Source organism: Ruegeria sp. C5 (genome assembly GCF_056537605.1).
On record NZ_JBQFRX010000001.1, the window covers coordinates 1,419,783 to 1,434,828 of the forward strand.

Sequence of the window (15,046 nt, forward strand, 5' to 3'; positions counted from 1 at the left end):
CCCTTGTCCTGGTTTCCATGGCCTGAGGGCTGCGCTAGGTTTGCCGGATGGTGCAGATTCCCCCGGCAATCCAAAACTGGTTTTCGAACAAAGGCTGGTCGATTCATCCACATCAGCAAGACATGTTTGAGCGGGCGAATGATCCCGCGGCCCTACTTATCGCTCCAACTGGTGGCGGCAAAACCATGGCCGGGTTTCTGCCTTCCTTGGCCGAGTTGGCGCTGGGGCAGCATGACGGATTGCACACGCTTTATGTGTCTCCTCTCAAGGCGCTGGCAGCGGACATCAGGCGCAATCTGCGCGTTCCCGTCGAGGAAATCGGCCTACCAATTCGGATCGAAGATCGCACCGGCGACACATCGGCCACGCAGAAGAAACGCCAGCGCGCCGATCCTCCACATATCCTTCTGACCACGCCCGAGAGTCTGGCGTTACTTACTTCATACGAAGATGCTCCGCGCATGTTTGCTGGGGTCCAGCGCATTGTTGTCGACGAAATACATGCACTGGCAGAAAGCAAACGGGGGGATCAATTGATGCTGGCGCTGGCACGATTGCAGACACTCTGCCCCGATCTGCGCCGCGTAGGCTTGTCCGCCACGGTTGAAGACCCCGAAGGCATCGCACGATTTCTAGCCCGCAATCCCGATCCTTGCCGAGTTATTCAGGCTGATCCCGGCCCTGACCCCGATATCTCGATGCTGCAAACACAAGAGATGCCGCCATGGTCGGGCGGTGGCGCAGCCTATTCCATCCCCGCTGTGATGGAGCAGATCAAAAAGCACAAGACGACACTTATCTTTCACAATACTCGGGCGCAGGCCGAGATTTTCTTTCACAACCTCTGGCTCGCCAACGACGACGCTCTGCCCATCGGCATTCACCACGGCAGCCTGGATCGGCAACAACGCGAACGGGTCGAGGCCGCGATGGTCAGGGGTGATCTGAGGGCAATTGTCTGTACCGGCAGCCTCGATCTGGGGATCGACTGGGGCGATGTGGATCTGGTGATCCAGATCGGCGCGCCGAAGAACGTCAAGCGGCTGGTGCAGCGGATCGGGCGCGCAAATCACCGCTACAATGCCCCTTCCAAAGCTATTCTCGTCCCAGCCAACCGGTTCGAAGTGGTCGAATGTGTTGCTGCACTGGAAGCTGTGCAAGAACATGATCTGGATGGCGACCCCCGCGGGCCAGGACCCAGGGACGTTTTGTGCCAGCATATTCTGATCGCCGCCGCAGCGGGACCGTTTGATGCAGATGCACTCTACGCCGAAATGACGGCTGCCGGGCCTTATGCGCAGATCACCCGTGCTGAATTCGATGCCTGTTTGGAATTCTGCGCCACCGGTGGATATGCCCTGCGAGCCTATGATCGGTGGCAGAGGCTACAGCAGCGCCCGGATGGAGCCTGGCAATTGCGCGACCCGAGGGCGGCACAGCGTATCCGCATGAACCTTGGCACGATTCAGGACACCGACACGCTGAAGGTTCGGCTTAAGCGCAATCGCGGGGGCAAGCCTCTGGGTGAGGTAGAAGAGGGATTCGCGGCCTCGCTAACCCCTGGTGATACCTTTCTGATCGGTGGTCAGATCGTCCGCTATGAGGGTCTGCGAGAGATGGTGGTCGAGGTCAGCCGCCGCGCTGACCGCAAGCCCAAGATTGCGACCTTTTCGGGCACCAAGTTCGCCACGTCTACCCAACTGAGCGACCGAATCCTGCGGATGTTCGCACAGCCGGATTGGCCTCAGTTGCCAGGCCACACTGCCGAATGGCTGGGTCTTCAGCGCGAGATATCACGCCTGCCGCAAAGTGACCGCCTGTTGATTGAAAGCTTCCCTGACAGGGGGCGCGAGCATCTATGCGTCTACGGATTTGCCGGCCGCAATGCGCAACAGACGCTGGGCTTGCTGTTGACCAAACGCATGGAGGAAACCGGCCTTGCGCCGCTGGGATTTGTAGCCACTGACTATGCCACCTTAATCTGGGGGCTGGATGCGGTGACCGATCCGCGCCCACTGTTTCAGTTGGACGCGCTACGAGAAGGATTGGAGACTTGGCTGGCGGGTAACGCCGTGATGAAACGCACATTTCGTGCTTCGGCCACAATCGCGGGGTTGATCGAACGCAACACTGGTGGGCAGCGCAAGAGTGGTCGGCAGGCGACATTTTCGTCAGATATCCTCTATGACACCTTGCTGAAATACGATCCTGAACATCTGCTGATGCAAATCACCCGCGAAGAGGCCATGCGCGGGTTGGTCGATTTCGGACGGATCGAAGCCATGGTCGCCCGGATCGGAGACCGCATTGACCTGCTGCGGCTAGACCGCGTCTCACCCCTGGCGGCGCCTCTGTTCCTCGAAGTTGGCAAAGTCCCCGTCAAGGGTGAAGCCGAGGAACGCCTGCTTGCGGAAGAAAGTGCCCGGTTACTGCAGGCCGCCGGATTGCAACCGGCATAAACCACTTGCGCAATCCGCAAAATCGTATGAAGAACGGATCATGAACAAGATCGCGTTTTCATTTTCTGGCCAAGACCTGGCTGCGCTTGGGTCGGGCGCACTATGGTGGCCGGAACAGGGCTTGCTCTGTGTTTCCGATCTGCATTTAGGCAAATCCGAACGGATCGCCCGCAGGGGCGGCCCGACATTGCCGCCGTATGACAGCCGCGAAACATTGACCCGATTGGCAAGTGATCTTGCCAGTACCGGTGCCACGACGGTCATCTGTTTAGGGGACAGCTTTGACGATCTCGATGCCTCGGGCGCGTTGGCTGCTGAGGATAGGCAACAGATCACCGCAATGCAGGCTGGTCGACGTTGGATCTGGATCGAGGGGAACCATGACCCCGGCCCGGTAGAAATGGGCGGCACACATCTGTCCGAGTGGGCTTGCCACGATCTGATTTTTCGCCATATCGCCCAGCAAAACAGTCCAGGTGAAGTCTCGGGCCACTACCACCCCAAAGTTAACCTCAATGCCCGAGGGCGCTCGATCACCCGCCCAGCTTTTTTGTTGGATCAATCACGTCTGATCCTTCCAGCTTATGGCGCTTACACCGGGGGGTTGCGCAGTTCAGCAGAGGCTCTGAGCGGCATCATGGCACCGGATGCGCGGGCAATTCTGACCGGCGCGCAGCCACAACTCATTCCGATGCCCAGATAGGTTCTAGAGCAACCCGTCGTCCACGAGCTGTTGCTTGTATTTCCTGCTGACAGGAACCTGATCGCCGTTGCTTAGGTGCAAAAAGGATTTTCCCTTTTCTTTTTCGACCCCAACAATCGCCGAATCCACGACCCAGTGTGAACGGTGCGTACAATGGCCTTGTACCGGCTCCATCTCGGCAATCGCGTCGGTAAAGCGCGAGCGGATTGTAAACGTACCATCGGACGTGACCACGTCGACATAGTGATCGCGCACGGTTAACCGATAAACCTGCCCCTCGAAAGTGGCGGGCAAACGATTGAAAAGACGTGGTCTGGGTTCGTATAGCGGTGCTGCGGTTTCTTCCCGCTGACGCACCAGCAAAAGTCCGGTGGCGAAGAGAAGACCATAAGGGGCGACTTTCAATATGCCCGGTGCCATCAATCCATTTAGCGTGAACAGAATCCAGGTCAGAAACCACAGTGATGGTGCAAACAATGTCAGGATCAACAGGACGAAGGCAAAATCACGGACCAGCAATCCGGATCGATTTAGCCGTTCGCGTACCAGCTTTCCAGCCGACCAAGTCGCTGCAAGCGCGAGCAGCATAACACCTGTCCAGAACACCATCCGCTGACTGAATGGCAGTGTCATATCCCGAAAGGGGGCAAAGGAATACGCCAATAAAGGAATAAAAACGAGACCTGCCACTACCCGTTGAAGACTTATTAACGAGAAGATCGGACTCAGCTTCATCATACCAGGTAACGCACCTCGCCAATGGTAAAACCATGAAACACCAACTGACAGGATTATTATCCCTTAAACGGCTGGAATAGAAGGATTATCACCGACCGACGCAAGGTCAAGTCAAGATGTAGTTATATAAATATCCTAATCTAATGAAAAAGGCCGGAGAGCTTTTCGCTCTCCGGCCAATTCAATCATGGACGTTGCGCCCGGATTGAACACCGAGGCTGCTATTAAGCAGTCAGACCTTCAGGTTCAGGCAAGCCGTTTGCGCGGCAAGCCGCGGTGAGCGTGTTCGCAAGGAGGCAGGCGATCGTCATAGGGCCAACTCCGCCGGGAACAGGGGTAATCGCACCAGCGCGTTCTGCCGCAGTGGCGTAGTCAACGTCGCCAACCAGCTTGTTCTTGCCGTCGCGTTCGATCCGGTTGATGCCGACATCGATCACAGTTGCGCCTTCCTTGATCCAGTCACCCGGAACCATCTCGGGGCGACCAACTGCGGCGACCACAATATCAGCACGGCGTACAACATCGGGAAGATCTTTGGTGCGGCTATGCGCGATGGTCACGGTGCAACTGTCGCCCAGAAGCAACTGCGCCATCGGCTTACCCACGATGTTAGACCGACCGATCACTACAGCATCCATGCCGGACAAAGAGCCGTGGTGATCGCGCAACATCATCAGACAGCCCAGCGGAGTGCACGGCACCATTGACTTCTGACCTGTTCCCAGCAGGCCCACATTCGAGATGTGGAACCCGTCGACATCCTTTGCCGGATCGATCGAGTTGATCACCAGATCTTCGTTCAGATGCTTGGGCAGCGGCAGTTGCACCAGAATGCCGTGCACCGCAGGGTCATTGTTCAGTTTGTCAATCAGCGCCAGCAGGTCCGCCTCGGACGTGTCCACATCCAGCTTGTGCTCGTACGAGTTCATGCCGACCTCGACGGTCATCTTGCCCTTTGAACGGACATAGACCTGGCTGGCCGGGTCTTCGCCCACCAGAACCACCGCCAGACCGGGGGTGATGCCGTTCTCTTCTTTCAGCTTTGCAACCTGGTCAGCCACCTGCGCGCGCACTTTGGCGGCAAAAGCCTTTCCGTCGATAACCTGCGCTACCATTCTTTGATCCCTTCTTTCACAAAACGGATCGGGCGCACTAGGCGCCCGTTTCTTCAGTCTGGGCCGAGCACGCGTTCTTCGCGGGCAATCGACCAATCAATCAGTATACGCCAGAGCTTTTCGGCAAGATCGGGGTCCATACCCAACTCATCCGAGCTCTTGCGGACGCGCTGCACCACATCTTCGACACGTTCCGGGATGCGGGCTGGCAGGCCCTCGCCGGGTTTCAGTTGCGACGCGCGGTCGATATAGGTTGCGCGCGTTACCAGCAATCCAATCAATTGGCGGTCCAGCTTGTCGATCTGAGGCCGCAATTCCTGCATCGAATGACAGTCTTGCGGAGGTATCAGAGTGGGCATTTTGGTCTCCTGCGGCCCGGGGATATCCCCGGACCACGAGATGTCTTATTTGAGAGCTTAGAACAAGCCCTCGATCTCACCTGCGTCGTTAAGGCAGATGGTTTCGGCGGCCGGTTTGCGCGGCAGACCGGGCATGGTCATGATCTCTCCGCAGACAACGACGATGAAACCGGCACCAGCGGAAAGGCGAACCTCACGCACCGGAACCGAGTGTCCGGTAGGCGCGCCGCGCAGGGTTGGGTCGGTCGAGAACGAATACTGGGTTTTCGCCATGCAGACCGGCAGGTTGCCGTAGCCCGCTTCTTCCCATTCGCGCAGCTGGTTGCGGATCTTGTTGTCGGCCAGAACTTCGTCGGCGCGATAGATACGCTTGGCGATGGTTTCGATCTTCTCGAACAGCGACATGTCGTCAGGGTAGATCGGTGAGAAGTTCGCGGCGCCGTTTTCGACGATTTCGACAACTTTTTCGGCCAGAGGCGCAGAGCCATCCGAACCCAGCTCCCAGTGACGCGACAGGATCGCCTCAACACCATGCTCGCCGCAGTAGTCCTTGACCGCCTGAACTTCGTCATCGGTGTCGGTGACGAAGTGGTTGATCGCGACGACAACCGGAACACCGAAGGATTTGACGTTTTCGATGTGGCGACCCAGGTTGGCGCAACCTGATTTCACAGCGTCAACGTTTTCCGCACCCAAGTCAGCCTTGGCCACGCCGCCATTCATTTTCATCGCGCGCACGGTTGCAACCAGTACCACTGCCGACGGAGCAATACCCGCCTTGCGGCACTTAATGTTCATGAACTTCTCGGCACCGAGGTCAGCACCAAAGCCCGCTTCGGTGACAACATAGTCGGCCACTTTCAGAGCGGTTTTGGTTGCGATAACCGAGTTACAGCCGTGCGCGATGTTTGCAAACGGGCCGCCGTGGACAAAAGCCGGGTTGTTTTCCAGCGTCTGCACCAGGTTCGGCTGCATCGCGTCTTTCAACAGAACGGTCATTGCACCTTCTGCCTTGATATCGCGGCAGTAAACCGGGGTCTTGTCGCGGCGGTAAGCAACAATGATGTCGCCCAGACGCTTCTCCAGATCTTTCAAGTCGTTTGCCAAGCAGAGGATCGCCATGACTTCGGACGCCACGGTGATGTCAAAGCCCGCTTCACGCGGGAAACCATTCGACACGCCGCCCAGAGACGCCGTGATCTGACGCAGAGCACGGTCATTCATGTCGACGACGCGGCGCCATGCAACGCGGCGGGTGTCTATTTCCTGCTCGTTACCCCAGTAAATGTGGTTGTCGATCATCGCCGACAGCAGCGAATGGGCCGAGGTGATGGCGTGGAAGTCACCCGTGAAGTGCAGGTTCATTTCTTCCATCGGAACAACCTGCGCGTAACCGCCACCTGCGGCGCCGCCCTTCATGCCGAAGTTCGGGCCAAGCGAAGCTTCGCGGATACAGATCATCGCGTTCTTGCCGATGCGGTTCAAGCCGTCGCCCAGACCTACGGTGGTGGTGGTCTTGCCTTCTCCTGCGGGGGTTGGGTTGATCGCGGTCACCAGGATCAACTTGCCGTCTTCGCGGTCCTGTACCGAGTTGATGAAGTCCTGGCTGACTTTGGCCTTGTCATGGCCGTAAGGCAGCAGATCATCGCTGGAGATACCCAGCTTCGCGCCGATTTCCTGAATCGGCTTTTTGTTCGCCTCGCGGGCAATCTCAATGTCGGATTTGTAGCTCATTGGGCAGGGTCCCTGATTGAATTCCGTGCAAAACCGACGCACGGGCGTCGGCGCTGCGCAACATATACTGACGTACACAACTCTGATGGCTAAGGATTCCGACATTTTCATGCCGCGAAACGGCGTTGCGAGAAATCGTAATGCGCAAATCGGAAACGGATTGAACCTATGGGTTCCAAAGGGGCTGATCCGGCACAAACAATTGCATCTTGTCGCCGCGTTTCAGAGCCCCCGGGCGTTCGACCCAAGCCGTTATCCCGCGTCGCCCTTTGGCCGCAGGTTTGAATGCCGCCCCGTAACCGGTGTGATCCGCCTCGATCTCACGGCCCGGAAGAACGCAGGGGGCGTTTTCCATGTCCACAGTGATCGTTAAACCGCTCTCGGCCTGCAACCGCGAAGATGGAGGGATATGAGAGAAATCGGGAATGCCCTTCAGGACAATCGAAGCCCCAAGGTAAGACGGATCAAGCGTTGCCAACTCCATCTCAGCCGCAATATCACCCAATTCCTCTGCCGACAGCACTGACAGTTGCCGCACATTCCGGATCTCGGTGCCATTTGGATAGAGATTCGCTACCCGAACACAGGACGCCCTATTGAGCCCCTGATGCCGTTCCCCCTGAACGCCATCGAAGCTCAGGTCCAAAACATTGACAGGCTTGGCCCGCAAAGACTGGCCTGCTGGCACATGGCCCAGCCATACCACCTCGGCCGAATATTCAGTTTCACATAAGAACGGCATGAGATGCCCCCATTCATCTGCAGGTTTGTAGGCATAATGCCCGGCAACGCCCTGATGAAAAGAGAAAACCCGGAGGCTGGCTCCGGGTTTTGCAATTATGCGGTGGGTTCTGGTTCCATACCGCCATCTGGCGGCGATTTCTTGGACTTGGTCTTCGGGATGGCAGTTACGCTGGGGGCGTTGCCCTCATCGGGGCTGTCACCCTCATCATCGCTTTCGGTGGGCGGTTCGCCATTCATGACGCGCTTGATCTCATCGCCGGTCAGGGTCTCATACTCAAGCAGGCCTTGCGCCAGTCGCTCCCATTCCTCGTTCTTGTCGGTCAGGATCTTGTGCGCGCGTTCATAGCCTTGCTGGATCAGGCGCTTTACCTCTTCTTCGATCAGCTCTTTGGTATGAGCCGATACCGAGAACCCGGCGGTGTTGCCCTGATAGCCTTCATGCGCCTCGGCATAGTCGATGTTGCCGACCTTGTCCGACATGCCCCAGCGCATCACCATGGCGCGGGCCAACTGGCTGGCCTGCATGATATCGCCCGCAGGGCCGTTCGACACGTGATCTTCGCCGTATTTAATCACCTCGGCGGCCTTGCCTGCCATAGTCATGGCCAGCTTCTGCTCACACTCATCGCGGTGATAGTTCAGACGATCCATTTCGGGCAGTGACACAACCATACCCAGCGCACCACCGCGCGGAATGATGGTCGCCTTATAGACCGGATCGCACAGCGGCAGTTCCAGACCCACAACGGCATGGCCGGCCTCGTGATAGGCGGTTTTCTCCTTCTGGTCCTGCGTCAGCACCATCGAACGGCGCTCGGCCCCCATCATCACCTTGTCTTTGGCGTTTTCAAAGTCCTCCATGGTGACAAAGCGACGACCGACGCGAGCGGCCATCAATGCGGCCTCGTTCACGAGGTTCGCCAGATCAGCACCCGAAAAGCCCGGCGTGCCGCGCGCGATGATGCGCAGATCGACATCGGGACCCAGAGGCGTCTTGCGCGCGTGAACGCCCAGAATTTTTTCACGGCCTTTGATGTCGGGGTTGCCGACGGTCACGTTACGGTCAAACCGGCCCGGACGCAGCAGCGCGGGGTCCAGAACGTCCTTCCGGTTGGTGGCAGCCAGAATGATCACGCCTTCATTGGCCTCGAAACCGTCCATCTCAACCAGCAGCTGGTTGAGGGTCTGTTCGCGTTCGTCGTTTCCGCCGCCATAGCCAGCACCACGATGGCGCCCCACGGCGTCAATTTCGTCGATGAAGACGATACAAGGCGCGTTCTTCTTGGCTTGTTCGAACATGTCACGCACACGCGATGCACCAACACCAACGAACATTTCAACGAAATCGGAACCCGAGATCGTAAAGAACGGCACACCCGCCTCGCCAGCAATCGCACGGGCAAGCAGCGTCTTACCAGTGCCCGGAGGGCCAACCAGCAGCGCGCCTTTGGGAATCTTACCGCCCAAACGCGAAAATTTCTGCGGGTTGCGCAGGAATTCCACGATCTCTTCCAGCTCTTCCTTGGCCTCGTCGATGCCCGCAACGTCGTCGAACGTCACCCGGCCATGCTTTTCGGTCAGCATCTTGGCCTTGGACTTGCCAAAACCCATCGCGCCACCTTTGCCGCCACCCTGCATCCGGTTCATAAAATAGACCCAGACACCGATCAGCAGCAGGAAGGGCAGCAGCGTGATCAGGAACGACTGGAAACCCGATTGCTGCTGTTTTTCAGCACGTACGGGGATGTTCTTGTCGATCAGCAGCTTCGTCACCTCGGCATCGGTGGGTTTGATGGTGACAAAGTCCTGATTCTCATTCGTGCGATAGCGGATCTGTTCGCCATCCAGCGTGACGCTGGTGACGTCTCCGGCGTCCACGGCGCTGACGAACTCGGAATAGGTGCGTTCATTGTTCTGAAGCGACCCGCTGGGTCCACTGAACAGGTTGAACAGTGCCAGGATCAGCAGAAACAGAACGACCCAGAAGGCGATGTTGCGAGCGTTGCCCAAGGAAAATCTCCCGAAAGGTTTCGGCAGGTGGGGACCTGCCGGGGTTGTTCCTTAAAATAGAGAGGATTGTGGCAGGTTCAATGAGATAAAATCACCGCATCGAAGTCGGACCTTTCTGGAAGCAGTTCGGCCCGCCATTCGTTTGCAAAACCGGCCAGAGGTGCAGCCAGTAGAGTGCCTTCGGCCCAGACCGAGGGCGTCGACAGCACTGCAGCGCGAGGTTTGCCCACAGAGCGCCAGTTTTCCAGCTGCAATATACCATCCTCACCAAGCGCCCGGATTTCCGCAACTTCAGTTTTTGGCCCGGACATAATCCAACGCCTGTCCCAAGGTTCTGAGGCGCGCGCGAGCTGATTGCTGACGGCGTTTAGCTCTCTGCAAATCCAAGTTTTTTTGCCTTCCGGGATTAAAATGCATCCCCCCAGGGTGGCCGTCTGAGCAGACGATATCGAATCCAACACTTGATCCACCGCTTTGTGTCGTGGCGGATACTCTCCCCCTGCGATCCATGAAACAGACGCGGTCACAAGCCGACGACGGATTTCTTCGGGCAGAGTTTCGAAACCTTCGCGATCAATGCAAAGATCGCCATCCGCCACCGTGATGAACCGGAGAGCGGATTCCTGCGCGTATTGCGCCAATGCTTCACGCGCTTGTGCCATATTTTCAGCGACCCGTGATAATGACTCTGCCGTGATCCCGATTTGATTTAATCCGGAAAGTGCCTGGCGGGCTTTGATCCGGTCAAAACGAGGGTCCTGATTCGACGGATCATCAATCCACGAAATACCTAGCACAGTCAGATATTCCCGAAGATCGGAGCGTGTCGTGGACAGCAATGGGCGCAGCAATGTGACCAGACCTTCTTTTCGCGATACAGCCATGGCCGAAAGCCCCGAAACGCCCGAAGCACGGGCCAGCCGCATCAGTACCGTTTCAGCCTGATCATCCTCCGTGTGGCCCAGCGCAACTGCCTCTAGGCCCTTCGATTCGGCCCACGCGACCAGCAACCGGTATCTCGCACGCCGCGCCTGATCCTGCAGATTTCCGGATCCATCCCACCCCTGCCATTTCAGCGTTTCATGAGGAATGCCTAAGCGCTGCACCAGTGTCGCGACGGCCAAGGCCTCTGACGCAGATTCAGCTCGCAGGCCGTGATCAACGGTCGCCGCAAACAGCTCGATCTGCTCTTGTCGCGCGATATCAACAAGTAATCGCAACAGGGCAGTCGAATCACTGCCCCCTGAAACCGCCACCCCCAGACGGCGCGGCAGTGGATCGGGCAGACCTGCCCGCAAATTGGCCCGAAGCGTATCGGCGTCAGAGGTCAAGAACAGCCCAGCGTTGCCATTTCCTGTGTGGCCGAAGCAGCTGGTGCCGATGCCGGAAATCGTACGCCAACTTCGCCGAGTGTGATGCAAGCCTGATCGGTTTGGCCCAGCTGTCCAAGCGCTGCGCCCAACTCAAACAACGCCTCGGGTGCCAGAGGTCCTTCGGAGTCGCCCGTGAAGCTGGCCAGAAAGGCGCGCGCCGCTTCGCGTGTATCGCCTACCCCTTTCAGCGCCTGCCCGCGCCGCAGGTTGGCTTGGCTCGCCAGCGGGCTGCCCGGATAGGACTGGTCGAATTGCGCAAACAGATCGGCCGCGGTCTGGAAATCTTCATCCACCAGGGCCTGCGAAGCGGCATCAAAATCCGCTTGTTCACCGACTGCAAGCTCCCCCTGATCAGTGACCGTGGGTTGCGTAGGGTTGGGGGTGGGTGCCACAGCCACATCGGTCGATGTCTCACCACCCAGCGTTGAGGTTTCGCCCAGCGCGCTCAGATCACCGCCTTCAAGTTCAACCAGACGAAACTCCAAATCACCGATACGGTTGGTGCCATCGGTCACGACATTCTGCACCCGTTGGTTCAACTGCTCGGTCTGACGAGTCAGGCGCTGTAGTTCGGCCTCGATCGCATCAACGCGCTCAAGCACGGAACTGCCGGACAGGTTTGGCGCAGGGGAACCAGTGGTTGAAAACTCGCGCTTGAGACGCTGAATTTCCACATGCAGCACGGTTAATTCCTGACGGATATCCGCCAGCGTCTGCTGATCCTGTGCCTGTGTCATACCAGCGACGGTCACGACCGCCGCCAGAACCAAACCTGCAATTCGCATCATCTTACCCCAAGGTTGAACCGGTCAGCACCGTCACCGCGCGGCGGTTTTTCGAATAGCAATCCTCGGTGCTGCAAATTTCGATCGGGCGTTCCTTGCCATAGCTGACGGTGGTCAACCGGTTGCCTGCCACCCCGCGCGAGATCAGATACTCCCGCGCCGCATTGGCCCGGCGAGCTCCAAGCGCAAGGTTGTATTCGCGCGTGCCCTGCTCGTCCGCATGGCCTTCGATATTGGCGACAAAATCCGGATTGGCGAGCAGCCAATCGGCCTGCCCTTGCAGAATCGTCTGCGCCTGCGGGCTGAGCGTGGACTGATCGACCGCGAACAGAACCCGGTCACCAACTGTTTGCTGGAAATAGGCTGGCGAACGCGGATCACTGGGTGAGCCCGGAACCAGTGCGCCGCTGCCACCAGCGCCGCCACCCAGAGCCGACGGATCATTATTGGAACAGGCCGCAATCAGGGTCAGCGCCCCAATTGCCGCGACTTTGCTCAACAGTTTCATCTCAAGTGCCTCGTGTTTCGTTGTTTATTGCCGCGCTTCTATCACATTGCGGGTTTGTTGTGAACTTTACCTGCGGTCTGTTCCGATCAATTCTGCAGTGGCCCCCAAGACGGGTCGCTACCGCCATCCGGCGTTCTAACAGGACGCAAGTTACGGCCCGAAATATCCACAGAGTAAAGCGTCGATCGACCGCTTGCCCCCTGCGTTTCGCGGGTGAACATGATGACCCGCCCGTTTGGCGACCATGTGGGACCTTCGTCCAGGAACGAGGCGGTCAAAAGGCGCTCTTCGCTGCCATCCGTGCGCATAACACCGATGTGGAAGCGACCTTTGTTCTGCTTGGTAAAGGCAATCAAGTCACCACGCGGAGACCAAACCGGCGTACCATAGCGGCCTTGCCCAAAACTGATCCGCGTTGCCTCGCCTCCGTTGGCGGGCATGATGTAAAGCTGCGGAGTGCCCGACCGGTCGCTTTCAAACACGATCCGACTGCCGTCCGGCGCATAGCTTGGTGCAGTTTCAATCGCGGGCGTATTGGTCAGTCGCACGCTTTGGCCCGAGGCCAGATCCATTTTCCACAAATCCGTGTTTCCGCCTTGGGTCAACGAATAAACAATTGAACGACCATCCGGAGAGAAGCGCGGTGAGAAACTCATGGTGCCTTCCTGCGTTTTCAACTCCTGCCGCTTCACGCGGCCGACATCCAGAACGTAAATACGCGGCTGACCGGTCTCGTAGCTGGTATAGAGCAACTGGTCGCCCGTCGGTGAAAACCGAGGCGCCAGAACAATCGCTGCGCTGTCGGTCAGATACTGCACATTAGCGCCGTCGTAATCCATTATGGCCAACCGTTTGCGCCGTTGATCCTTTGGGCCGCTCTCCGACACGAACGCGACACGGCTGTCGAAATAGGCGCCCTCTCCCGTGATCCGGGTATAAACCTGATCCGCGACCTTATGCGCCATGCGCCTCCAACCGTCGGTTGTTCCTGCAAACTGCAAACCGTTGCCGAGTTCCTGCCCCGAGAAGACATCCCAGACCCGGAACCGGACCGTCAGGCGCTTGCCCGACACATTGACCGCCCCTGTCACCAGTGCTTGAGCGTTGATCGCCTTCCAATCTGCGAACTGTACCGGCGCGTCAAAACTGCTGACGCGGCTGATATATGCATCCGACGAGATTTCACGAAACAGGCCCGTTCCGGTCAGGTCAGACACGACCACCCGCGAGATATCTTGTGCATATTGTGCCGCCGAGGGACCGTCAGGCACAAAGCTTGGCACGGCAAACGGCATAGGTTCGATGATCCCTTCATCGATTTCCAGACGCAGCGGGCCACTTTGGGCGTAAGCCGAGGTCGAAAGAAGGGTCAGGCCAATTAAGAGGCTGGTCAGAAGTTTCATCATTTGATCCGCATCCTCTCGGGATTGAATGTAATCTCAATATCCTGCCATTGATCGTATTTGTCAGCAGGTAGGTCATATCCTTTAGACCCACAGCGCAAAATTGCGCGCCGCGCGGCTTCGTAGGCTTGTTTTGCTGATGCGGCTGAGCCGCCTGAACTGTCGAGTAGCTGCAAACTGCCGCCAACCACTTTGCCATCTCTGGTTAACGAAAACCCGACAACAACCACGGTTTCCAGCGCATCCGTCGACAGGGACCCGACATTCCAACACCGCGACACCGCAACCCGCATCGCGTCTTTTTCACCGCTTGTCAGTGGTGGGCCCGAAGGTTCGGTGCCATTGCCCAATGCTTCGGCCAAGGCGTCATTGATCGCTTGCTCGTTTTGCGCAGGTTCAGTCGGCGCGGGCTCGGGCGTTTCTGCAACCTCAGGCTCTGGCTGGGGTGCCGGCCGGTTCGGGCGCACGCGCGGACGAGGAGAAGTTCGCGGGGCCGGATCTTCGACTTCTTCCGCCTCGGTCACAATCTCGGGCGCGGCCTCTTCCGGTGCCGTTTGATCTTGCTGTTCTTGTTGGATTTCCGCCCCTTCATCCAGCGAAACCGGAGGGGTTTCAATGTCATCCGGCTTGGCCTCGGGCGGAGGAGGAGCAATCTGCTCGGGCGCGATCTTATCCGCAGGGCTTGGTTCGGCCTCTGGGCCCGGAGGCGCAGGAAGCGCCGCCAGCTCAGGCTCGGGCTCTTCAAGCGTCGGAGGTTGTTCGATCAGTTCGGGCTCGGGCGGGACTTCCACCGTTTCCGGTTCCGGCTCGGGCTCAGGTTCCGGCTCGGGCTGGGCAACCGGCTCAGGTTCGGGCGTTTCTTCCGGTGTCGGGTCCAGTATTTCGATCTTATCAGGTTCTGCAGGCTGTTGCAGTTCAGCCGGGTCAGTCGGCACCTCGGGTGCCTCGCGTTGCGCGGTCATGGCCGCAAACTGCTCAGCCGAGATCACCGAGACATCCTGTACAGCCATCGGCAACGGCTCGGACCGGAAGGTCCCGCCGATCAGCGCCCAGCCAATCAGGCTGACATGCGCAATTGCCGAAATCTTGGTGCCGGTATCCACCGCGCAGCCTCA

The 15,046-nt window shown here is 58.2% G+C and carries 13 protein-coding genes; 2 read left to right on the top strand and 11 right to left on the bottom strand.

All coding sequences use genetic code 11. The features are described 5' to 3' along the window. The first annotated feature begins 47 nt into the window (after window positions 1-47). Together ACR0AW_RS07225 and pdeM are read left to right on the top strand one after the other, a co-directional pair. On the top strand, window positions 48-2,459 hold the full coding sequence (locus tag ACR0AW_RS07225; protein ID WP_170733263.1) for a ligase-associated DNA damage response DEXH box helicase: 2,412 nt from the start codon (window positions 48-50) through the stop codon (window positions 2,457-2,459). 40 nt (window positions 2,460-2,499) lie between these two features. Then, a complete protein-coding gene (gene pdeM / locus ACR0AW_RS07230; protein ID WP_170733264.1) occupies window positions 2,500-3,162 on the top strand; it encodes a ligase-associated DNA damage response endonuclease PdeM in 663 nt (220 codons plus the stop codon). A gap of 3 nt (window positions 3,163-3,165) precedes the next feature. Here the strand turns inward: pdeM and ACR0AW_RS07235 are convergent, their stop codons facing one another. The 11 genes from ACR0AW_RS07235 to ACR0AW_RS07285 all read right to left on the bottom strand — a co-directional run bounded on the left by ACR0AW_RS07235 (window position 3,166) and on the right by ACR0AW_RS07285 (window position 15,034). Beyond that, entirely contained in the window at window positions 3,166-3,795 is a 630-nt protein-coding gene (locus tag ACR0AW_RS07235) for a LytTR family DNA-binding domain-containing protein (protein ID WP_480438819.1), read from the bottom strand. A 329-nt stretch (window positions 3,796-4,124) separates the two neighbouring features. Then, window positions 4,125-5,015 (bottom strand): bifunctional methylenetetrahydrofolate dehydrogenase/methenyltetrahydrofolate cyclohydrolase FolD, encoded by an 891-nt coding sequence (gene folD, locus ACR0AW_RS07240; RefSeq protein WP_170397373.1) that lies wholly within the window; start codon window positions 5,013-5,015, stop codon window positions 4,125-4,127. Between the two features lie 53 nt (window positions 5,016-5,068). Beyond that, window positions 5,069-5,374, bottom strand: a complete 306-nt coding sequence (locus ACR0AW_RS07245; RefSeq protein ID WP_170404363.1) for a chorismate mutase — start codon at window positions 5,372-5,374, stop codon at window positions 5,069-5,071. Window positions 5,375-5,431: 57 nt separating this feature from the next. Continuing rightward, complete coding sequence (locus tag ACR0AW_RS07250; RefSeq protein ID WP_170397376.1) at window positions 5,432-7,108, bottom strand: formate--tetrahydrofolate ligase; 1,677 nt, start codon at window positions 7,106-7,108, stop codon at window positions 5,432-5,434. Window positions 7,109-7,274: 166 nt separating this feature from the next. Then, a complete protein-coding gene (locus ACR0AW_RS07255) occupies window positions 7,275-7,850 on the bottom strand; it encodes an MOSC domain-containing protein (RefSeq protein WP_170733266.1) in 576 nt (191 codons plus the stop codon). 95 nt (window positions 7,851-7,945) lie between these two features. Continuing rightward, window positions 7,946-9,862, bottom strand: coding sequence for an ATP-dependent zinc metalloprotease FtsH (gene ftsH / locus ACR0AW_RS07260; RefSeq protein ID WP_170424311.1), 1,917 nt, complete (start codon window positions 9,860-9,862; stop codon window positions 7,946-7,948). A gap of 77 nt (window positions 9,863-9,939) precedes the next feature. Continuing rightward, window positions 9,940-11,193 carry a tRNA lysidine(34) synthetase TilS gene (tilS, locus tag ACR0AW_RS07265; RefSeq protein ID WP_170733267.1) on the bottom strand — a complete coding sequence of 418 codons (1,254 nt, stop codon included), beginning with the start codon at window positions 11,191-11,193 and terminating at the stop codon, window positions 9,940-9,942. After that, window positions 11,190-12,020 (bottom strand): tol-pal system protein YbgF, encoded by an 831-nt coding sequence (ybgF, locus tag ACR0AW_RS07270; protein WP_170733336.1) that lies wholly within the window; start codon window positions 12,018-12,020, stop codon window positions 11,190-11,192. Before ybgF ends, tilS begins: the two co-directional genes overlap by 4 nt. Before the next feature lie 4 nt (window positions 12,021-12,024). Then, window positions 12,025-12,528, bottom strand: a complete 504-nt coding sequence (gene pal, locus ACR0AW_RS07275) for a peptidoglycan-associated lipoprotein Pal (RefSeq protein ID WP_170397385.1) — start codon at window positions 12,526-12,528, stop codon at window positions 12,025-12,027. An 86-nt stretch (window positions 12,529-12,614) separates the two neighbouring features. Continuing rightward, window positions 12,615-13,934, bottom strand: a complete 1,320-nt coding sequence (gene tolB / locus ACR0AW_RS07280) for a Tol-Pal system beta propeller repeat protein TolB (protein WP_170466163.1) — start codon at window positions 13,932-13,934, stop codon at window positions 12,615-12,617. After that, complete coding sequence (locus tag ACR0AW_RS07285; RefSeq protein WP_170612104.1) at window positions 13,931-15,034, bottom strand: energy transducer TonB; 1,104 nt, start codon at window positions 15,032-15,034, stop codon at window positions 13,931-13,933. The genes tolB and ACR0AW_RS07285 overlap by 4 nt, the downstream gene beginning before the upstream one ends. Between the last annotated feature and the right edge of the window lie 12 nt (window positions 15,035-15,046).